This is a genomic window from Salinicola tamaricis (genome assembly GCF_003006155.1).
Taxonomy (GTDB): Bacteria; Pseudomonadota; Gammaproteobacteria; order Pseudomonadales; family Halomonadaceae; genus Salinicola; species Salinicola tamaricis.
On sequence record NZ_CP023559.1, the window covers coordinates 2,406,078 to 2,425,201 of the forward strand.

16 protein-coding genes and 5 pseudogenes are annotated in these 19,124 nt (G+C 70.8%); 3 read left to right on the forward strand and 18 right to left on the reverse strand.

Features of this window, described 5'->3' with window-relative positions; translation table 11 throughout:
* Nucleotides 1-29: 29 nt before the first annotated feature.
* Both ubiD and CN538_RS25225 read left to right on the forward strand, forming a co-directional pair.
* Nucleotides 30-1,535, forward strand: a pseudogene (gene ubiD / locus CN538_RS11080) (4-hydroxy-3-polyprenylbenzoate decarboxylase).
* A gap of 99 nt (nt 1,536-1,634) precedes the next feature.
* Nucleotides 1,635-3,083 carry an SDR family oxidoreductase gene (locus tag CN538_RS25225; RefSeq protein ID WP_340638098.1) on the forward strand — a complete coding sequence of 483 codons (1,449 nt, stop codon included), beginning with the start codon at nt 1,635-1,637 and terminating at the stop codon, nt 3,081-3,083.
* Nucleotides 3,084-3,159: 76 nt separating this feature from the next.
* Here CN538_RS25225 and CN538_RS20400 read toward each other — a convergent pair whose 3' ends face one another.
* From CN538_RS20400 to CN538_RS11095, 3 genes and pseudogenes are all read right to left on the reverse strand, one after another.
* A complete protein-coding gene (locus CN538_RS20400) occupies nt 3,160-3,297 on the reverse strand; it encodes a hypothetical protein (RefSeq protein ID WP_164999580.1) in 138 nt (45 codons plus the stop codon).
* Between the two features lie 17 nt (nt 3,298-3,314).
* Nucleotides 3,315-3,860, reverse strand: a pseudogene (locus CN538_RS26280) (anti-sigma factor domain-containing protein); the annotation flags it as partial.
* 58 nt (nt 3,861-3,918) lie between these two features.
* Nucleotides 3,919-4,392 carry a sigma-70 family RNA polymerase sigma factor gene (locus CN538_RS11095; protein ID WP_106419461.1) on the reverse strand — a complete coding sequence of 158 codons (474 nt, stop codon included), beginning with the start codon at nt 4,390-4,392 and terminating at the stop codon, nt 3,919-3,921.
* A gap of 427 nt (nt 4,393-4,819) precedes the next feature.
* On the opposite strand from CN538_RS11095, the gene CN538_RS11100 reads away from it, so the two are divergent.
* Nucleotides 4,820-5,884 carry a 3-deoxy-7-phosphoheptulonate synthase gene (locus CN538_RS11100; RefSeq protein ID WP_106419462.1) on the forward strand — a complete coding sequence of 355 codons (1,065 nt, stop codon included), beginning with the start codon at nt 4,820-4,822 and terminating at the stop codon, nt 5,882-5,884.
* Nucleotides 5,885-5,888: 4 nt separating this feature from the next.
* On the opposite strand, the gene CN538_RS11105 is transcribed toward CN538_RS11100, so the two are convergent.
* The 15 genes and pseudogenes from CN538_RS11105 to CN538_RS11165 all read right to left on the reverse strand — a co-directional run bounded on the left by CN538_RS11105 (nt 5,889) and on the right by CN538_RS11165 (nt 18,213).
* Nucleotides 5,889-6,611: a hypothetical protein gene (locus CN538_RS11105; RefSeq protein WP_106419463.1), complete on the reverse strand. Its 723-nt coding sequence runs from the start codon at nt 6,609-6,611 to the stop codon at nt 5,889-5,891.
* A complete protein-coding gene (locus CN538_RS11110; RefSeq protein WP_106419464.1) occupies nt 6,611-7,141 on the reverse strand; it encodes a hypothetical protein in 531 nt (176 codons plus the stop codon). Before CN538_RS11110 ends, CN538_RS11105 begins: the two co-directional genes overlap by 1 nt.
* A complete protein-coding gene (locus CN538_RS11115) occupies nt 7,138-8,499 on the reverse strand; it encodes a type II secretion system protein GspL (protein ID WP_106419465.1) in 1,362 nt (453 codons plus the stop codon). The genes CN538_RS11110 and CN538_RS11115 overlap by 4 nt, the downstream gene beginning before the upstream one ends.
* Nucleotides 8,499-9,620 carry a type II secretion system minor pseudopilin GspK gene (gene gspK, locus CN538_RS11120; protein WP_106419466.1) on the reverse strand — a complete coding sequence of 374 codons (1,122 nt, stop codon included), beginning with the start codon at nt 9,618-9,620 and terminating at the stop codon, nt 8,499-8,501. Before gspK ends, CN538_RS11115 begins: the two co-directional genes overlap by 1 nt.
* Nucleotides 9,617-10,225, reverse strand: a complete 609-nt coding sequence (locus CN538_RS11125) for a PulJ/GspJ family protein (RefSeq protein ID WP_106419467.1) — start codon at nt 10,223-10,225, stop codon at nt 9,617-9,619. The genes gspK and CN538_RS11125 overlap by 4 nt, the downstream gene beginning before the upstream one ends.
* Entirely contained in the window at nt 10,222-10,614 is a 393-nt protein-coding gene (locus tag CN538_RS11130) for a type II secretion system protein (RefSeq protein ID WP_106419468.1), read from the reverse strand. Before CN538_RS11130 ends, CN538_RS11125 begins: the two co-directional genes overlap by 4 nt.
* A complete protein-coding gene (locus CN538_RS11135) occupies nt 10,611-11,003 on the reverse strand; it encodes a GspH/FimT family pseudopilin (protein ID WP_422917580.1) in 393 nt (130 codons plus the stop codon). Before CN538_RS11135 ends, CN538_RS11130 begins: the two co-directional genes overlap by 4 nt.
* Nucleotides 11,004-11,041: 38 nt before the next feature.
* Nucleotides 11,042-11,086, reverse strand: a pseudogene (locus CN538_RS26285) (prepilin-type N-terminal cleavage/methylation domain-containing protein); the annotation flags it as partial.
* Nucleotides 11,083-11,496 (reverse strand): annotated as a pseudogene (gene gspG / locus CN538_RS11140) (type II secretion system major pseudopilin GspG); the annotation flags it as partial. The pseudogenes CN538_RS26285 and gspG, both read right to left, overlap by 4 nt.
* 92 nt (nt 11,497-11,588) lie before the next feature.
* The gene (locus CN538_RS11145; RefSeq protein WP_242495001.1) at nt 11,589-12,473 is read right to left on the reverse strand and encodes a type II secretion system F family protein; all 885 of its coding nucleotides are present in this window, start codon (nt 12,471-12,473) and stop codon (nt 11,589-11,591) included.
* Nucleotides 12,440-12,796 carry a type II secretion system F family protein gene (locus CN538_RS22830; RefSeq protein WP_242495004.1) on the reverse strand — a complete coding sequence of 119 codons (357 nt, stop codon included), beginning with the start codon at nt 12,794-12,796 and terminating at the stop codon, nt 12,440-12,442. The genes CN538_RS11145 and CN538_RS22830 overlap by 34 nt, the downstream gene beginning before the upstream one ends.
* A 126-nt stretch (nt 12,797-12,922) precedes the next feature.
* Nucleotides 12,923-14,431 carry a GspE/PulE family protein gene (locus CN538_RS11150; protein WP_106419471.1) on the reverse strand — a complete coding sequence of 503 codons (1,509 nt, stop codon included), beginning with the start codon at nt 14,429-14,431 and terminating at the stop codon, nt 12,923-12,925.
* Nucleotides 14,432-14,726: 295 nt separating this feature from the next.
* Nucleotides 14,727-16,667 (reverse strand): annotated as a pseudogene (gene gspD, locus CN538_RS11155) (type II secretion system secretin GspD); the annotation flags it as partial.
* Entirely contained in the window at nt 16,664-17,170 is a 507-nt protein-coding gene (locus CN538_RS11160; RefSeq protein WP_106419472.1) for a hypothetical protein, read from the reverse strand. The gene CN538_RS11160 and the pseudogene gspD, both read right to left, overlap by 4 nt.
* Nucleotides 17,167-18,213 (reverse strand): bifunctional UDP-sugar hydrolase/5'-nucleotidase, encoded by a 1,047-nt coding sequence (locus CN538_RS11165; RefSeq protein ID WP_164999581.1) that lies wholly within the window; start codon nt 18,211-18,213, stop codon nt 17,167-17,169. Before CN538_RS11165 ends, CN538_RS11160 begins: the two co-directional genes overlap by 4 nt.
* Nucleotides 18,214-19,124 lie beyond the last annotated feature (911 nt).

Sequence of the window (19,124 nt, forward strand, 5' to 3'; positions counted from 1 at the left end):
TTCTTGATCGCCAGGATGCGGGCAACGGCATGAAATATCACGATTTGCGCGACTTCATCGCGGCGCTGGAAGCGCGCGGCGAGCTCAAGCGCGTCAGCGTCGAGGTGGACCCCTACCTAGAGATAACCGAGATCTGCGACCGCACCCTGCGCGCGGGCGGACCGGCGCTGTTGTTCGAGAACGTCAAGGGCAGCCGCATGCCGGTGCTGGGCAATCTGTTCGGCACCCCGCAGCGGGTTGCCTTCGGCATGGGCGAGGAGAGCGTCGAGGCGCTGCGCGAGGTGGGCAAGCTGCTCGCCTTCCTCAAGGAGCCGGACCCGCCCAAGGGCCTGCGCGACGCCTGGGACAAGCTGCCGATCTTCAAGCAGGTCATGAGCATGGGGCCGAAGACGCGACGCTCGGCGCCGTGCCAGGAGGTGGTGCTCGAGGGCGATGCGGTGGATCTCGACCAGTTGCCGATCCAGCACTGCTGGCCAGGCGACGTGGCGCCGCTGGTGACCTGGGCGCTGGTGGTGACCAAGGGGCCGCACAAGACGCGCCAGAATCTGGGGATCTACCGCCAGCAGAAGCTGGGACGCAACCGGCTGATCATGCGCTGGCTGTCGCATCGCGGCGGGGCGCTGGACTTCAAGGAGTGGCAGGCCGCCCATCCCGGCGAGCCGTTCCCGGTGGCGGTGGCGCTGGGCGCCGATCCGGCGACCATCCTCGGTGCGGTGACCCCGGTGCCCGATACCCTCTCCGAATACGCCTTCGCCGGGCTGCTCAGAGGCTCGCGTACCGAGCTGGTCAAGTGCGGCCATGCCGATCTGGAGGTGCCGGCCTCCAGCGAGATCGTGCTCGAGGGCTACATCTACCCCGACGACATGGCGCCGGAGGGCCCCTACGGCGACCATACCGGCTACTACAACGAGGTCGAGCAGTTCCCGGTGTTCACCGTCGAACGCCTGACCCACCGCCGCGATCCGATCTATCATTCGACCTACACCGGACGTCCGCCGGACGAGCCGGCGATCCTCGGACTGGCGCTCAACGAGGTGTTCGTGCCGATCCTGCGCAAGCAGTTCCCGGAGATCGTCGACTTCTATCTGCCGCCGGAAGGGTGCTCCTACCGCATGGCGGTGGTGACCATGAAGAAGCAGTATCCGGGACACGCCAAGCGGGTGTGATGGGGGTCTGGAGTTTCCTGCGTCAGTTCATGTACACCAAGTTCGTGATCGTGCTCGACGACGACGTCGACGCGCGCAACTGGGAGGACGTGATCTGGGCCATCACCACGCGCATGGACCCGGCACGCGACACGGTGATGGTGGAGAACACCCCGATCGACTATCTCGATTTCGCCTCGCCCACCGCGGGCTGGGGTCCAAGATGGGGCTCGACGCCACCAACAAGTGGCCCGGCGAGACCACCCCGAGTGGGGCGAGCCGATCGTCATGGACCCGGCAGTCAAGGCACGGGTCGAGGCGCGCTGGGACGAGTACGGCATCGATATCGCGCCACCCGCGGCGCGCTCGGGCAAGGCGCCCGACGCCTGAGGTTGCGGTTCGACACGCGGGCAGGATAGTGGCCATCGAACAATCGGTAGTCGAGCGATCGGCATACAAAATAGTGGGCATGCGAACAGAGAGGTGAACATGACGGTCAGAACCCTGACCTGCCAGGTGGAATCGGTCGAGGATCTGACTCCCGACGTGTTCCGGGTGATGCTCGAGGGGCGGGCCGAGGCGATCGCCCACGCCCCGGGCCAGTATCTGGAGCTTGCGGTGGATGAGGACACCTGGGTGCCGTTCTCGATCGCCTGTGCCGAGAACGGCGAAGGGCGTCTGGAACTGCATATTCAGCACTGGCCCGAGCGCACGCACTCCTCGCGCCTGCGTGAGATGCTGACCCACCGTGCGCGGCTCTCGGTGCGCCTGCCCCACGGCGAGTGCACGCTGCCGGCGCAGAGCAACGCGCCGTTGCTGCTGGTCGGCGCCGGTACCGGCTTTGCCCAGCTGAAGGCGATCGCCGAGGCCGCGCTGGCAGAGAATCCCGCGCGCGAGCTGGCACTGTGGTGGGCGGTGCGCGAGCGCCGCGACCTCTATGCCGAGAGCCTCGCCCGCCGCTGGGCCAGCGAGCATCCCAACGTCAGTTTCCACGCCGTGGTGGAGAATCTCGATGATCAGATCGAGACGCTCAGCGGAGTGACCTGGCACGCCGGGCGCATCGATGCGGTGCTGGCCGCCGAGATCCAACGCTCGACGGCGTCGAGATCTATCTGGCCGGCTCCCCCGGCATGGTGTACGCCTGCGTCGACACCCTGGCACCGCTGGGGCTGGTGGCCGAACAGATCCACTCCGACGTCTTCAGCTACGCCCCTCGCGTGCCCTTCCTGCCGCTACCTGAAGCCGACCCCGACACGGCGCCGCTCAGCCCCGGCGAGGAGAACGAGCGCCCGTGAGCCAGTCGCCGATCCTGATCACCGGCGGCGCCCAGCGCCTGGGTCTGCACTGCGCCGAGCGCTTGCTCGACGACGGCCATCCGGTGATCGTCACTTACCGTCGCGAACGCGAGGCGGTGGCGGCGCTGCGCGACCGCGGTGCGCTCACCCTGCAGGCGGATTTCGCCACCCGCCCGGCATCGAGTCGTTCATCGACCGGCTCAAGGCCCAGACACGTAGCCTGCGTGCGGTGGTGCACAACGCCAGCGAGTGGCTGGCGGACCCCGACCCCGAGGCCGCGGGGGAGACCTTCGAGCGGCTGTTCCAGGTCCACATGCAGGCGCCGTATCTGATCAACCTGGCGGCGCGCGAGCTGCTCGAGGCGTGCCAGGAGCCGCAGCGCGATATCGTCCATATCACCGATAGCGTGGTGCGCCGCGGCGCTGCCGAGCAGGCCGCCTACGCCGCCAGCAAGGCCGGGCTGGAGAGTCTGACGCTCTCCTTCGCCGCGCGCTTCGCGCCCGCTATCCAGGTCAACGCCATCGCCCCGGGGCTGGTGATGCTCGGCGAGGCCATCCACACCAACCGGCGGGTGCCGGGCCCCGGGGTGGTCTACCAGACCTGCGCTATCTGCTCGACAACGACTATGTCACCGGCACCGTGATCGCGGTGGATGGCGGGGAGTCCCTGGGCGCGGGCTGACTCCGCGGTGTCTAGGTTCTTTACGAAACGTACAAAACCTAGAGCGAGAACGGCTCGCTGCGCATCGGTACCAGCTTCCCATGATCGAGCATGGTGCCGCTGGGCTTGCCCGCCGGAGCGCCGCTGCGCGGCTCCAGGCTGACCGCGAGGTCGGCGCTGCGCAACTGGGCGCGCATCGTTCGGGCAGGCGCATGCTTTTCTGCCCGCTGCTCGGCAGCATGCCCAGCGAGACCGGCTTGCCGTTGTCCATCATCCACAGCTCGCACGCCATGCCCGCCGGCATCGGGCCCGGGGCCAGGGTCTGGATGCGCATCTCTCGCCGCTGTCGGAGGCGCTGACCAACCACCCGGGCGGCCACCCTCGCGTTGGCGACGAACACGTAGTCGCTGTCCATCATCGGCGGCGTGGGCGCGGCGATCACGTGCCGCCGCAGCAGCGCCGCCAGGGTGGAGAGGGCGCTGATCCCCTGCCACAGCCCTAGCCGCCGCCACCAGCGGCGTCCAGCCCGGCCCGGGCGGCGATCTGTGGCCACAGTGTGGCCGGGCGGGTCGACCGGTCCAGCCGCGCATTCACGCCTGCAGCCGCTCGCGCCAGGCGTCGACGCTCTGCTGCAGCTCGGGCTGACCGCCAGCAGCGCTTCGAACTCGGCCTGCTGGCGTCGGGTCAGGGTCCTCAGTACGTACTCGCCGGCGGCCCGCTCGCGGGCTTCGGGATCGCTCAAGCGAAGCGTGTCATGCATGCTTTCAACCTCTCCAGCCCGCGGCGGACCCAGCTCTTGACCGTGCCCAGCGGTGCCGTCAGCTGCTGGCGAGCTCGTGATGTGTCATGCCTTCGAAATAGGCCAGCTCCAGCGCCTGGCGCTGCTGCGGCGTGAGCTCGTCGAGGCAGGCGTTCAATGAGTCTGCCTGGCCCGCCATGTCGCTGGCGTGCTCGACATCGTCATCGCTGGGCAGCGCCTCGATCAGGGCTTCGCTGTCCGGCGCGTTCGGGCGCTGGCGGCGTAGCCAGTCGATGCCGGCGTTGCGTGCCAGCGTCGATAGCCAGGTCATCGGCTGGGCGCGGCTGGCGTCATAACGGCCGGCGGCCTGCCACACGCGCAGATAGACCTGCTGCAGGCAATCCTGCGCGGCGGCCTCCTGACGCACGATACGCAGCAGCTGCGCATAGAGATGCGGGCTGGTGGTGCGATAGAGCTTGGCGAAGGCGCGGTCGTCGCCGCGGGCGCAAGCCGCGAGCTGGCTGGCCAGGGTGTCGGGGGGCGGGTAGGTCATCGTTATCCTTTGATTTTTCTGGCTCGTGCGATCCCTGCCCGGGGTTTACCACAGATTCACGCATGGTGTCTCGCGCGCCGCCCGGGGCGCTTCGCGGCGCCAGGCGCCACGCGTTTCCACGCGGTGCTTGTCAAATGCCGACGAGGCGTTAGGATAGAGGCACGATCTACGCGAGAGAGCCCATGACTTCCAACCCCGCCATCCACGCTGCCGCTGCTGCCGATCTCTTCGGCTGTGCTGTCGCGTATGCGGGCTTTGGTTTCGGTTATGGCTACTGGTTTAGGACTGGCGTGCCCGTCGGTCGGTCGACATGACCTGAACCCGCGAGGCACGCCCCACCAGGGCTGCCTTCCGCGTATCGAGAACCCCCGGAGCAGCCCGCCGGGGGTTCTCGCGTTTCAGGCCCCAACCCTGGAATGAGATGATGATGAACGCCGTGACATCTGCCCTGAAGCCTGCCGCCGAGAGCGCCCCGCGTCGGCGTGAACTGACCCTGCCCAGCGCCGCCGAGCTGCGCGCAGCGATCCCCCTGGAACCCATGCTGGCTGCCCGCGTCGCGCGTCAGCGCGAGGCCATTCGTGATGTCCTCACCGGGCGCGACGAGCGCCTGCTGGTGGTGGTCGGGCCGTGCTCGATCCATGACCCCGACGCCGCGCTGGAGTATGCCGAACGCCTGGCCGCGCTGCAGGCCAGCGTGGCCGATCGTTTGCTGCTGGTGATGCGGGTCTACGTCGAGAAGCCGCGCACCACGGTGGGCTGGAAGGGGCTGGCTTACGACCCGCACCTGGACGGCAGCGATGACATGGCGGCGGGGCTGGCCAGCGCCCGGCGGCTGATGCGCGATGTCGCCGCGCTGGGCCTACCGGTGGCCACCGAGCTGTTGCAACCGATGGCCGCGGCCTATTTCGATGATCTGCTGAGCTGGGTCGCGATCGGCGCGCGCACCACCGAGTCGCAGATCCACCGCGAGCTGGCCAGCGGGCTCGACGCCTGTGTCGGCTTCAAGAACGGCACCCAGGGCAATGTCGACGTGGCGGTGGCGGCGATGCAATCGGCGGCGCACCCGCATCGCCACTTCGGGGTCACCGCCGAGGGCACGCCGGCGATGATCGAGACCCCCGGCAACCCCTTCACCCATCTGGTGCTGCGCGGGGGCCAGGATGGACCCAACCACGATGCCGCCAGCATCGCCGCCAGCCGCCGCGCGCTGGAGGCCGCCGGGCTGACGCCGCGGCTGATGGTCGACTGCAGCCACGCCAATTCGCGCAAGGATCACCGCCGCCAGACCGAGGTGCTGCACAGCGTGGTCGACCAGCGTCTGGCCGGCGAGCGCGCGCTGATGGGGGTGATGCTCGAAAGCCACCTCTTCGAGGGCAAGCAGCCGCTCAACCCGGCCGCGCTGCGCTACGGCGTCTCGATCACCGATGCCTGCCTGGGCTGGGAGACGACCGCGCAGCAGCTCATGCGCGCCGCCGAGCGTCTGCGCGGCTGACCCGCTACCAGCGGAAGCGCTGCTCGATACGCTCGCCGCGGGCGTCGGGGTCGAGACGCCGGCGCCACTCGGCCAGCGGATGGCTATCGGCGATGCGCCCGCGCAGCTCGCCCTGGCCGCTGTCGGGGTCTAGCGTCAGCGCGAGCGCCAGGGCCTGACCCTCTTCCAGATTCAGCCGCAGCTCGGGGGTGCCGCCACGGCATGTGAGCTGCAGCTTGGCGTGACCCAGTTCGACCCGGGTCGGGGCGAGCAAGGTCACGCTGGAGGCCGTCAGCGCGCCGTGGCTGGCGAGACAGCGGGTGCCGCGCAGGGTGACATCCAGTTGCCCCTCCCAGCGCCCCGCCAGCGCCAGCGGCAGACGCGAGAGATCGAGCGCGTCGAGATCGCCGCCGCTGAGCGTCCAGTGGGTGTCGAGGCCGCGCCAGACGCCGCGGACATGCCAAGCGCCGCTGCCTTCACCCAGGGTGAGCGTGAGCCGCCCGGGCCAGGCCAGCTGCCAGTCGAGGGGCCCCAGGGCCAGCGGCCAGCCAGCGGCGCGCCAGGCGATGCGCGCCACTTGGCCCGCCGCCAGCGTCCCCGAGGGGGCGATCAGGGTGACGTCACGCGCTATCGCTGCCCGCGGGCCGAAGGTCGTCAGCGGCCAGTCCAAAGCCAGCGTCAGGACGAAGGTGAGGGCGATGGTCAGCCCTGCGCCGAGCGTGCCCAGCATAGCGATACTGCGTCTCATCAGGGGCTCCCCGTCGCTGTGGTGTCCAGCGCCGCCTTTCCCGGCCCCGGCTCTGATTCCGGCCCTGACTCTGGCCCCGAACCCGGTCTTTCGAGCTGACTACGCCAGCGCGCCTCCAGCGCCAGGCTGCGCCCATCGCGGCGTTCGAGCTGCCACGCCACCGCCCACCAGCCGCGCTGCGCCGCCCAGCGTGCGAACTCGCTGAGCGCCTCGGGCGAGGTAGCCTCACCGCGGGTCACGACGCTGTCGTCATGCGTTTCGATACGGGTCAGTGCCAGGCCATGTTCCACCGCGGCGCTGCGCCAGTGCTCGACGTTCACCGCTTCGATCGGCGGCAGCCCCAGCAGGCTCGGGTCCGGTCTCGCTGCGGTGAATGGCTCGCCCCCGGCGGGCAGATGTGTCAGCACGGCGTGGCCGGTGTAGGCCAGCACACCGACCAGCGCCAGTATCAGCAGACCCTTCTCCCGCCCCGAGCGCGCCATCCACAGCGGCGCCAGTCGGGCGGGCAGGCGCAAGGTGAATCGGCTCATGGGCTAGTCTCCAGGGCGTTGGCGGACAGGGTCAGCGCCAGGCTCAGCTCGCCCGGCCCTGGCTGCCATTGCGCCTCGCCCAGCGTGGCGAGAGCCTGGCGGGCCCGGTTCACCACCACCGGCGCCGGCGGCTCGGGGTAGCGCCAGGTCAGGCTAGCCCGGGTGCCGGTGACCGCCAGCCGTGATAGCTGCCAGGGCGTGGCGGCGAGCTGTGCCGTAGCCGTTGCCAGGGCCTCGCTGAGCTGGCGATTGCGCCGGGCCAGGGCGTCGATGGCGTCAGCACGAGTGGCCAGCGCCGCCTGGGCGTCCACCGGCGGTGGGCCGACGAAGCGCGCGGCCAGCGCTGCCGCCTGTTGCTGCCCGGCAGCGGCCTCTGCGCGCCAGGTCGTGGCCAGCCACAGGGAGGCGTCGAGCAGTGCCAGCAGGGCGATGGACCCCGCCAGCCAGCGTGTACGTCGCTGCGGCTGCCAGCTGATCCCTGGCCAGCGCGCGCCTCTGTCATCGGCGAACGGCAGCGCGGCGGGGGGCTGCGCCGCCAGCCAGGTGAGGCTGCGGCGCCGGGCCTGCTCGGCCGCCGCTTCGCCGCCATCATGGCGTTCGTTATCGTCTCTTTCGCCATCGCCGTGTTCGTCGTTGCGCTGTCGCGGCTGGCGGGTGTCGCCATGGGCATCGGTATCGATAGCGCCATCGACTACCTGGCAGTCGCGCTCGCGCCAGGCCGGCGGCAGCGGCCAGTCGCGCGGCCAAGCCAGCCACTGGCGAGTCTCCGGTGCACCCGGCGCTGCGGGTGCGGCCAGCCCCAGACACAACCGGTGGCTGCCGTCGTCGAGCGTGGTGATCTGATCCGGCGCCGCCGGCTGCGGCAGTGCCAGGAAGGCGCAGCTCCAACCCGCCGGGGCCAGACCGAGGCGCTGCGCCCAGGCGCGCCAGGCGGCGAGCTCGGCCCGCGGCAAGGCGATCAGTTCCAGGTGGCCGCGGCCGCGCTGCAGCGGATGCAGATGGAGCTGGTCCACCGCATCGCTGGTTACCGTCTCCAGCAGCAGCGGCCACTCGCGGCGCTTGAGCCCGCGTGGCGCGGCGAGATGGAAGTGGCTGACCGCATCCGCCGCCAGCAGCAGGGTGACCGGGTGGCTGGTGGCCAGCCGCGTCAGTGCTTGCCACGCCTCAGGAGGGCTGGTGTCGCTCAGGGTGTGCGGCGTGGCACCCTCCAGGCACCAGTCGACACGAAGCCGGGTGTCAGTCTCTGTGACTGTATCCGCATCGGCGTCGACGCCGGTTTCGGTACGCGGCGCGAGACGCAGCCGTGGGGCGACCAGCAGGCGGGTGGCGGCGCGCGCCGGGCGTGCGGATCGGCGCATCAGGGTGACTCCTGGGTGAAGACGTTGTCCGCCGCCGGCCCGGCGGCGTCGGTGGAGATAGCGTTGGTCGAAATAGCGTTGGTCGAGATAGCGTCGAGCCGAGCGCTGGGATAGCCGCTGCGGCGGCTCAGCACCCGTACCCTCGCCGCCGGCTGCAGCGGGTAGAAGGCGCTGGTGCCCTCGGCCAGCAGCAGACGCTGGAAGTCGTAGCGGCGATCCGCCAGGCGGATGCGGATATCCAGCGCCACATAGTCCGGGGTCAGGCGCAGGCGGTTGGCGTAGCGGTCGAGCCAGGGCGCATCGCCGCCCAGCGCCTGGCGCACCGCATCGAGATCCGTGTAGCCGCCCGGCGGGCGGGCGCGCAGCAGCGTGGCCAGGGCGCCGCGGTCGACCTGGCCCAGGAACAGCGCATCCAGCAGCGGCAGGTCGCCGGGGCCCAGGGCGTTGAGATCGAGCCGCCAGGGGCCGTCGTCGGGCAGCGCGCAGAGTTCACCGAAACGCCCGGCGCGGCGGCTGTCCAGCGGCGCCAGCCAGTTGATCTCGCTGGGATCGCGCAGCCAGGTGTCGGCGCTCGTCCGGGGCGGGTCGAGGCGCGCATAGTCGGCACCATCCATGCCGCCGAGGCGGGCGATGTTGTCGGCATCGATCCAGTCGGCGAGGCGGGCGACGAAGGTATCCGGGGTCATGCCGACGAGGCGCTCGCTGGCATAGGTCGCCACCCAGTAGCGCAGCTGCTGCTCGGCCAGTGCCGCCTGGCTGCCGCCCAGGGCGTTGAGGTTGAAGCAGGTGCGCAGGTCGTGCACCACCAGACGCAGCTCGCCGGCGTCGGTGGGGTAGCGCAGCGGCCGCCCGGCCAGGGTCTGCCACCACAGGTCGGCATGGCGCACTGCGGCATCGGTGAGCGCACGGCGGGCGATGATCTCCGCGCCGCGGGCGTAGAATTCGGCCTGGGTTTCCTGCTGCAGCAGTTCGAGACGGGTCAGCTCGCGCCGCCCCTGCAGCGTCAGCGCGCTCAGCGTGACGCTCACCAGCGCCAGCGCCAGCAGTACCATCAATAGCGCCGCCCCGCGCTGGCGCGGTGCCCCCACGGGCTCACGCTGGGCTGGCGGCGGCACGCTCATGGCAGCAGCTCCGGCAGGACCACGGTCAGCGTCACCGGTCGCCCATGGCGCTGCCACTGCACGCGCACGCCCTGGGCGATGCCGTTCGGCGGCGGTGAGGCGAGCCAGCGTCCGGCGGAGAAGAACGCCAGCGTCAACGCGTTGACGCCGTCGAGTGCCGCCACCCGTTGCCACTCGGGCTCCCCGGCGGCGTCGAGCAGCCCGCTGGAATCGAGCGTCAGGGTGGCGCTGTCGCGATCCCACTGCAGGCGTTGGCGACGCAGGCGGGTGTAGAAATCGCCCACCGGCAGCGCCACCGCGCCCAGCGAGACCCACTCCAGCCGTGCCAGATCGGCACGATAGGCCAGTGGCAGGTTGAACAGCGCCCGCCCCCCTGCATGTATCGGGCGCTGCACCAGCGCCTCCAGACGCCGCGTGAGCAGGCGACTGAAGTCGATCTCCGCGTCCAGCGGCGCCGGTTCGGCGAAACGTTCGCGGGTACTCACCAGCTGATTGACCAGCGCCGCCACGCCGATGCCGACCAGCGCGGTCAGGGCGATGGCGATCATCACCTCGAGCAGGGTAAAGCCGCGCTGGTGCGGCGTCTTTGCGGCCAGCGTTCTCATGGCGGTGCCAGATAGAGGGTGAAGGTGAGGACCGGGTGTGTGCGGTCCGGGGCGTCGTAGAGCGCCAGGCGCCCCTGGCGCAGCCGCTGGATCGGTGTGGCGCTCACCGTCAGCCGCCACCAGCAGGTGTGTCCCGCCTGGCTCAATTCGCCCTGCTGGGTGCCCAGGCGCGGCCAGTAGTGGTCGAGCGCCGCACGGCTTTCGAACTCCCGCGCGCACAGCAGCATGGGGGCGCGGCGCGCCGCACTCTCGGCGATGCGCACGCGCTGCTGCACGCCCTGGGCGACGATCGCCGCGATCAGCGCCAGGATGAATAGCGCCACCATGACCTCGAGCAGGGTGAAACCGCGCTGGCATTGGGCCTCGTGGTAGCCGGGCCTGGCACTCATCGCCCACCGCCTGTCACGCTGACCCCGAGCGCGTCCACCGCCAGGGTGCGGCGGGCGCCGTCGCTGGCCAGTTGGACATGCGCACCCACCACCTCGCCGTCGGGCAGCCACACCAGCCAGGGCGTGGTGGTATCGGCGGCCGGCGGCTGACGGCTGGGCTGAAGCGGCGGCTCCCAGCGCTGCGCGGCCAGCCCCAGGCGCTCGCCGAAGGGCTGCCAGCCGCGTCCGGGCTGCCAACTGACGAAGCGATAGCCGTCGCCCTGCGGCTGCCAGCCGACCACTCGCTGGCGCGCCCGGGCGACGTCCGCGGCCAGGCGGAAGGTGCCGGCCAGCTCGCGCGCCTCGCGGTCGAGCCGCTCGCCGGGGCGCGTGCCCGCCAGCCAGGCCACGGCGAGGCTCGAGCCCAGGCGATGATCACGATCACCACCAGCAGCTCGATCAGCGAGAAGCCCCGGGTAGCGCGAGCGCTCACAGCATCCAGTTACCGATGTCGGCATCGATGCTCTCGCCGCCGGGCTGGTCGTCGGCGCCCAGGCTGTAGAGATCGACCCGGCCGTGCTGGCCGGGGCTGGCGTAGTGGTAGGGGTTGCCCCAGGGGTCCTCGGGCAGGCGCCGGATATAGCCACCTTCGCGGTAGTTGTCCGGCTGTGGGTCGCTGGTGGGAGGGCTGACCAGCGCCGCCAGGCCCTGCTGGGTGGTGGGGTAGCGGTAGTTGTCGAGACGGTACATGTCGAGCGCCTGCTCGAGCGTCGAGAGATCGGCGCGCGCCTTCTGCTGCATGGCGTCGTCCTGGTTGCTCAGCACGTTGGGGGCGACGATCGCCACCAGCAGACCGATGATGAAGATCACCACCATGATCTCGAGCAGGGTGAAGCCGGACTGGTGGCCGGGCGGGGAGCGCGTGTCATGCCGTTGCCTCTCTCGTCGTTGTCATATCAGTCGTTTGCGTCATGGCTTGCGTGTCTGCCGGGGCGCTACAGCGCCACGCTGCTGTTGAGCTGCATGATCGGCAGCAGGATGGCGAGCACCACGGTCAGCACCACCGCGCCCATGACCAGGATCATCAGTGGTTCGAACAGCGCCAGGGCCATGTCGACGCGGCGGTTGAAGGTGCCCTCCTGGGCGTCGGCGATGCGTTCGAGCATGCGATCCAGAGTGCCGCTGGCCTCGCCGCTGGCGACCATGTGCAGCAGTGAGGGCGAGAAGCGCCCCGACTCCTGCATCGCCCGGTGCAGGCTGACCCCGCTCTCGACGCGCTGCTCGATCAGCGCCACCGCCTCGCGCATGCCGTGGTTGCCCAGGGTGTCGCGGCTTACCCGCAGCGCCTCCCGCAGGGCGATGCCGCTGCGGGTGAGGATCGCCAGGGTGCGGGTCAGGCGCCCGGTGTCGAGTAGCCGGATCAGCTCGCCCAGGCGCGGCAGACCGAGCAGCAGGGCGTCGAGCCTTGCCCGCGGCGCCGGGCGCCGCAGTACCCGTGCCGCCAGCGGTACGCTCAGCAGCAATAGCGCTAGCAGCCATGGGCCCAGGCTCAGCATCAGGTGGGAAAGAGTGATCATCAGCCGGGTCAGCCACGGCAGCGCCATGTCGGAGCGCTCGAACTGCTGCGCCAGGCGTGGCACCACCCAGGTCATCAGCCCGCTCACCACCGCCAGCGAGACCCCTGCCAGTACCAGCGGATAGACCAGCGCGGTGCGCGCCTTCTGGCGCTGCGCCTGGACCCGTTCCAGATGGTCGGCCAGGCGTTCGAGCACCAGCGCCAGGCGTCCGGCGCGCTCGCCGGCGGCGACCAGCGAGCGGTAGAGCAGGTCGAAGCTCGCGTGGGGCTTCAGGCTGTCGGCCAGCGAGTGGCCTTCGCGCACCCGAGTGCCCACCGCCAGCGCAGCGCCCGCTCGCGCTGGCGCTCGGCCTGGCGGGTGAGGGCGTCGAGGGCGTCGCTGAGCGGGATGCCGGCGTCGATCAGCGTCGCCAGCTGGCGCGTGAGCAGCGCCAGGCTGGTGGTATCGAGGCGCCCACGGCCCGCGCTGCGACCCGCGGCATCGGCGCTACGCACCAGCGCCAGGCGGCGCGGAAACAGACCACGCTCGTGCAGCAGCTGGCGCGCCTGACGCTCGCTCTCAGCCTGCAGCACGTCGCGCTGGCGGCGGCCGTCGGGGCTCAGGGCCAGATAGCGATAGGTGGGCATCGACTCTCCCCAGTAGCGATGTCGATATGACGCCCGTCACGCATCGCGACGGCCATGACGGGCATCGATGGCGCCGTAGTCTGACCCACGGTCGATGGCAGTTTGAGGTCAGCGCGGGCCGCGCGCTCAGCGGTGGATCGCACGCAGCACCTCGTCGAGGGCGGTTTCGCCCGCTGCCAGCCGCGCCAGCGCCGCCTGCGCCAGGCTCTGGGCGCCGGCCTGGCCGAAGGCGTACTCGGCCAGCGCCGCCTCCGGGGCGCGTTCGTGGATCATGCCGGCCAAATGGGCGTCAATGGGGATGAACTCGTAAAGCCCCAGGCGCCCGCGATAGCCGCTGTGGTCGCAGCTCTCGCAGCCCTGGGGCTCGGCCAGCCGCGACAGCGTCTCGATGCCGGGCAGCCACTGGGCGTCGTCGGCTCGGCGCGGGCGCCACTCGCAGCACGCCGGGCACAGCCGACGCACCAGGCGCTGCGCCATCACTCCCTTGAGGCTGGTCGCCAGCAGAAACGGCTCGATGCCCATGTCGCGCAGGCGCGCGATCGCTCCCAGCGCACTGTTGGTGTGCAGGGTCGAGAGCACCAGGTGGCCGGTGAGACTCGACTGCACCGCGGTGGCGGCGGTCTCCAGATCGCGGATCTCGCCGATCATGATCACATCCGGGTCCTGGCGCAGGATGGCGCGCAGGCCCCGGGCGAAGGTCAGCCCGGCATGGGGGTTGACCGGGGTCTGCCCGATACCGGGGATGGCGTACTCCACCGGGTCCTCGACGGTGAGAATGTTGCGGCTGCGGTCGTTGAGCGCATTGAGGCTGGCGTAGAGGGTGGTGGTCTTGCCCGAGCCGGTGGGCCCGGTGTTGAGCAGGATGCCGTTGGGCTGCTCGAGTACCCGGCGGTAGCGCTCGAGCACGGCCGGCGGCATGCCCAGGCGGTCGAGGTCGAGCAGCGCGGCGTGCTTGTCGAGCAGACGCATCACCACCCGCTCGCCGTGGATGCCGGGCAGGGTAGAGACGCGGATATCGACGTCGCGGCCGGCGGCGCGCACGGTGATGCGGCCATCCTGGGGCTGGCGCTTCTCGGCGATGTCGAGCCGCGCCATCACCTTGATTCGCGAGATCAGCACCGGCGCCAGCACCCGCGGCGGACGCAGCGCCTCGCGCATGGCGCCATCCACCCGCAGCCGGATCACCAGCTCGCGCTCGAACGGCTCGACGTGGATGTCTGACGCGGACAGGCGCAGGGCCTCGGAGAAGACGCCGTTGATCAGCCGGATCACCGGCGCTTCGTTCTCGCTCTCGAGCAGATCCTCGGCGCGCGGCAGCTCCTGCATCAGGCTGTCGAGGTCGACGTGCTCGGCCAGGCCCTCCAGCAGCGCCGCGTTGTCGGCGCGTTCACCGTCGTGCAGCGCGGCCAGACGCGCCTCGAAGGTGTCGCCATCGAGCCACTCGCAGCCTTCGGCGCGGCCCAGGCGGCGCTGGATATCCTGTAGCACCTCGAGCTGCAGCGGCGATGGCGTGTCGCGGCACAGCAGGCGGTAACCCTGCGTGCCCGGGGCCAGCGCCACCCCGGCACGCTTGGCCAGTCGATAGGGCAGCGGCGCGAGGTCGTCGCCGGCGCTGAAGGCCGCGGTCGCGGTCATGGCGCCAGGCTCCCAGGCGGCTGCGCTGGTCCGGGAAGAGCGCGCTCCAGCGCGGCTGACCCGGCGTGCTCGGCGCCGCGCTAGCCATACCCGCGCCAGTCGAAGGCGTACCGCCGGCCGAAGATGAGCCGCCGGCCGCTGTGGTGGCCGCTTCCCACGGCGCCAGCGCTTGGTCATCGTCGAAGCCGGCGAGCAGCTGCTGGGCGCGCATGTAGCGGTACTTGTCGGCGGTGGCGCTGTCCATCTGGGCGGCGTCGCGCAGCACCCGGGCGCGGATGAACACCATCAGGTTGCGCTTCTCCTGCTCGTCGCGGTTGTACTGGAACAGCTTGCCGATCAGCGGGATGTCGCCCAGTAGCGGCACCTGGGCCGAGCTCGAGTTGCCGGCGTTGCTGATCAGCCCGCCGAGCACCACGATGCCGCCGTCGCGAGTGATCACCGAGGTCTCGATTTCGCGCTTGTTGGTGACCACGTCGGAGGCCTGGACATTGGGATCGATCGACGACACCTCCTGAACGATGTCCATGCGAATGGTGTTGTCGGAGCTGATCGAGGGGCGGATGCGCAGGCTGACCCCGATATCCTCGCGCTGGATGATCTGGTAGGGGTTCTCGTTGAAGGTCGTGGAGCCGGTGACGAAAGGCACCTCCTGGCCCACCAGGATGTAGGCCTGGGCGTTGTCGAGGGTGGTCAGCGAGGGCGTCGACAGCAGATTGGTCTCGCTGTCGCTCTGCAGCGCGCCGAGCAGGGCGGCGAAGCTCACGCCGCTGTCGCTGACCCGGCCCACCCCGGCGCTGACCCCGGTGATGCTGCCGAGCAGCCGCGCCAGCTGGCTGGTGTCGTTGCGCGCGGCGGCGCCGGCGATGGCGTTGATCCCCGGCTGGCCGTCGGCGGCGTAGTTGAACCCGCCCACCGGCACCGTGCCGCTGCCGGAGAGATCGCCGAACAGCCACTGCACGCCCAGGCGCTTGGCGCGCGACTCGGTGATCTCGGCGATGATCGCTTCCACCGCTACCTGGGCGCGGCGGATATCGAGCTTCTTGATGATGCTGGCGTAGGCGTCGAGCCGCGCCGGCGGGCCGATCAGTACCAGGGCGTTGGTCGAGGGGTGGACAGCGAAGCCGACCGCGTCGTCGCCGCTGCCGAGGGTGCCGGCGAGCGCGGCGTTGCGGCTGGTGGCGTCCGGTAGCGCAGGCAGCCCGCTGCCGTTGCTACCCATGCCGCTGCTTGCGCTGGTGAGGCTGCCGCCCTGCAGGGCACCGCCACCACTGCCGGCGCGCTGCAGCAGTTGCTGTACCTGACTCTGGGGGTTGGCGCTGCCCGTGTTCTGGGCGCGGTCGCCGGTCAGCCCGGCGAGCACTGAGACCACCGATTCGGCGCTGACGTTGTCCAGATAGATCACCCGGGTGTTGCGCTGCTGTGCTTCGGCCTGGGGCTTGTCCAGCGAGGCGGCGAGCTGGCGCACCCGGGCCAGCCCAGCGGGGTCGCCGTAGGCCACCAGAGCGTTGGCGCGCGGATTGGCCACCACCTTCACCTGGCCGCCGCCCTCGCGCTGCATCAGCGTATCCAGGGTGCCGGCGAGTTCATCGGCGGAGGCGTGCTCGAGCGGCAGTACCGCGGCCTGGAGATCGCGCTGGCGGTCGAGACGCTGGGCCAGTTGGGTCAGTCGCTGGAGGTTGTCACGCCAGTCGGTGACCACCACCAGATGACTCTCCGGCCATGGCGTGACCGTGCCCACCTGGCTGTCGACCAGCGGCTGCAGCACGCCGGCCAGAGTGGCGGCGTCGAGGTTGCGCGTGGCGATCACGCTGGTGGCGACATTGCCCCCCTGGGCGTTGTCACCAAGCGGTAGCGGCTGGGTGCGCGAGGCCTGGGCCGGCACGATGCGCACCTGGCCGTCGGCGAGCGGCACCGTGGCGTAGCCGTTGATCTGCAGTTCGTTCTGGAACAGGCGGTAAAGCTCGTCGGCGCTCAGCCGGCGCTGGCTGGTCAACGAGATGTTGCCCTGTACCCGCGGGTCGACGATGAAGGCGTGGCCGGTGATTCGCCCCACGCTGTCGATGAATTCGCGCAGGCTGGTCTGCTGGAAGTCGACGTCGTAGCGCGGCGTGGCGTCCGCTGCCGTGGTGCTGATGTCATCCCCGGGCGTCTGGGGCTGGGTCTGTGACTGGGCCGGGGTCGGGAGCAGCAGGGCCAGCAGCAGCGTGATCACCAGTCGATACGGCTGGGGTCTCATGGGGATGACTCCGAAAGCGTGGATGAAGTGGCGGCCGGTGTGCTCGGCCCGACGCGGACGATGGCGCCGCTGGGGACCGTGTCAGGCTCGGGCCAGGCCAGGCGCTCCAGGCGCCCATCGCGGGACAGCACCACGCCTTCGCTATCGATACGCGCCAGGGTGATGCCTGCGGCGATGCGATCCCCCGGCATCAGCGCGCGCTGACCGTCGGGGGTCGCCAGCACCACCAGCGAGTTCGCGCCTCGGCTCAGCGCCCGGCCGACCACCTGGTAGGGCAGGTCGGTGAGCGGGATGCGCGTGTCCGCCGCGATGGCCTGCGGCTGCCAGGCGGTGGGCACCGGCGGCAGCGCGGCGGGGTCGAGGATGAAGGTCGTCGGCGCCGAGACGGACGCGGCAGGCGCCAGCAGTCGTGCCGCGCCGCTCAGCGCTTGGGCCGCCAGCCACGCCAGCAGACACAGCGCCAGCCACCGTGCCGGGGCGCTCAGCCAGGCCGGGGGCGTCATACGCTCAGACGCGCCTGCGGATGCCAGCCGGGATGCCCCTCGACGTAACGTGCCTCGACGCTCGGTGGCGTGGGAGCCGGCGGGGTGCCGCCGTGGTCGTTGAGATAGCGCTCCAGGCGCTGCCACAGCGGTTCGCCGCCGGCCTGGGGGCGGGCGCTGAAGCTGCGCCAGGTGATTCCGCCGGGCAGTGCATCGAGATGCGCGCGTTCTCCCGCGGCGGCGCCGTAGTCGAGCATCCAGTGGGTCGCCGAGAGGCGCGGCAGGTCGCGGCTGTCATTGAGGATCAGCGGCAGGCCTAGACTGCTGTCCAGCGCGCGTTCGAGCAGACGCTTCAGCGCGTCGGGGTCCGGCGCGAGATCGACGACCCGCGCCGGATGGCCGCCGCTCAGGCGCCACAGATGGTCGCGGGTGATCGTCTCGCCCGGGGCCAGCAGGGTGTCGTGGCGCAGCCCCGGGAGCAGGGCGCGGGTGGCATCGCTATTGGCACTGAGGGCGGCGGCGATCAGGCCGTCCCAGCTGCCGCCGACGCTGTCGCGGCGCCATAGCCAGCCGGGGGCGCTGCCCAGCGGGCGGTCGAGCCAGCCGGCATAGGGCGCGCGCAGGGCGTCGAAGCGTGTCTGGTGTTCCGCTGCCGCGGCGTCCGGCGTGACGTCGTTGCGCTGGAAATCGGCGTGGATCTGCCAACCGCTCTGGGTACTGCGACAGCTGAGATGAAAGAAGCCGCTGGCGTGGCTGCCGGGGAGACACAGTGGTACCGGGGCGCCGTGGGGGGTGTCCACCGCGATCAGCGTGGGCCAGAAATCCTGGCCGCGGGCGCCTAGCACCAAGTCGACTCGCGGCAGCGTTCCGGCCAGCCAGCGTGCGGTGGCGCTGCCGGTGTCGGCCAATAGCACCACCAGATCGGCGCCTTCGGCGGCCTTGGCCACGCTCTCGGCCAGGGATCGGTACCACTGATCGAGCGGGCGGGTCTCGTCCAGGGCGTTGGGGTCGCTGGCGCCGACCACCGCCACCTGGACGCCATCGCGTTCGAAGCGGGTCGCCACGCTGACGCCGGCGGGTGGCGCGGCCAGATTGCCCAGCACCGGGCGCGCGTAGTCGCGTAGAGCGCCGGGGCGCGCTGTGGCCAGAGTACGCGCTCGTCGCTGCTGACCCGGGCATCGCTGGCGAGCAGGCGGCTGGCGGCGACGCCGGCGCTGCCGTTGGCGAGATGCCCCAGGCCGCTGCCGCTCCAGCACTGGCCGTTCTCCAGGGTCAGAGTGCTCTTGGCGCCGAGTTCACGGCGCAGCCGCGCGAGTTGGGCGGCCAGGCCGCCATAGCCGGCGGTGTGGCGCCGCGCGGCGCTGCGAGGCGTATAGAGGTCGGCCCATTCGGCGCCGGCACTGCCGACCAGCGTGGTCACGCCGTCCGCGGTGGCCCAGGGGGCGGCGCCGAGCAGTTCCGCCGGGCCGAGATAGGTGGCGGGGGCGACGATCCGCGTGGGACCGAGACACTCCAGGGTATCGGCGACGTAGAGCAGCTCGACCTGGTGTCCCGGTGTCGGTGCGCGTGCCGTGCGCGTCGAGATCGAAGACGTGGCGCAGCCGCCCAGCCCGGTACCGAGCAGCGCACCACCCAGGGCCGACGAGGCGACGGCGGATCGGGTCGCAGCGCCGGCCGTCGTTGGCCCGAGGGTCAATGGTCGGGACGCTGTTGGCCGGGGCGTCGATGGCTGGGGCGTCGATGGCCGGAGCGTCTATGGAAAGGGGGTCAGTCATGGGGCTCCCGCGAATGATCCAACGCGGCGCACGGTCTTCGCCGCCGCCGGACTCGGCATCCTAATGACTGGGAGATGACGGTTTCGTGACGCCGCCAGGGCTCTGGCTCTGCCGCCAAGTCGTCATGGGGTTGTCACGTTGCTGCTCTAAGTTGCCTCCGGGTAACGCAGCCCGGTGACCGCATTCACCGGGACGCCAAG

Coding starts and splice junctions, on each gene's coding strand:
- CN538_RS25225 (WP_340638098.1), top strand. CDS start 1,635: ATGACGGTCAGAACCCTGACCTGCCAGGTGGAATCGGTCGAGGATCTG.
- CN538_RS20400 (WP_164999580.1), bottom strand. CDS start 3,297: ATGCGCGCCCAGTTGCGCAGCGCCGACCTCGCGGTCAGCCTGGAGCCG.
- CN538_RS11095 (WP_106419461.1), bottom strand. CDS start 4,392: ATGACCTACCCGCCCCCCGACACCCTGGCCAGCCAGCTCGCGGCTTGC.
- CN538_RS11100 (WP_106419462.1), top strand. CDS start 4,820: ATGAACGCCGTGACATCTGCCCTGAAGCCTGCCGCCGAGAGCGCCCCG.
- CN538_RS11105 (WP_106419463.1), bottom strand. CDS start 6,611: ATGAGACGCAGTATCGCTATGCTGGGCACGCTCGGCGCAGGGCTGACC.
- CN538_RS11110 (WP_106419464.1), bottom strand. CDS start 7,141: ATGAGCCGATTCACCTTGCGCCTGCCCGCCCGACTGGCGCCGCTGTGG.
- CN538_RS11115 (WP_106419465.1), bottom strand. CDS start 8,499: ATGCGCCGATCCGCACGCCCGGCGCGCGCCGCCACCCGCCTGCTGGTC.
- gspK (WP_106419466.1), bottom strand. CDS start 9,620: ATGAGCGTGCCGCCGCCAGCCCAGCGTGAGCCCGTGGGGGCACCGCGC.
- CN538_RS11125 (WP_106419467.1), bottom strand. CDS start 10,225: ATGAGAACGCTGGCCGCAAAGACGCCGCACCAGCGCGGCTTTACCCTG.
- CN538_RS11130 (WP_106419468.1), bottom strand. CDS start 10,614: ATGAGTGCCAGGCCCGGCTACCACGAGGCCCAATGCCAGCGCGGTTTC.
- CN538_RS22830 (WP_242495004.1), bottom strand. CDS start 12,796: ATGCCCACCTATCGCTATCTGGCCCTGAGCCCCGACGGCCGCCGCCAG.
- CN538_RS11150 (WP_106419471.1), bottom strand. CDS start 14,431: ATGACCGCGACCGCGGCCTTCAGCGCCGGCGACGACCTCGCGCCGCTG.
- CN538_RS11160 (WP_106419472.1), bottom strand. CDS start 17,170: ATGACGCCCCCGGCCTGGCTGAGCGCCCCGGCACGGTGGCTGGCGCTG.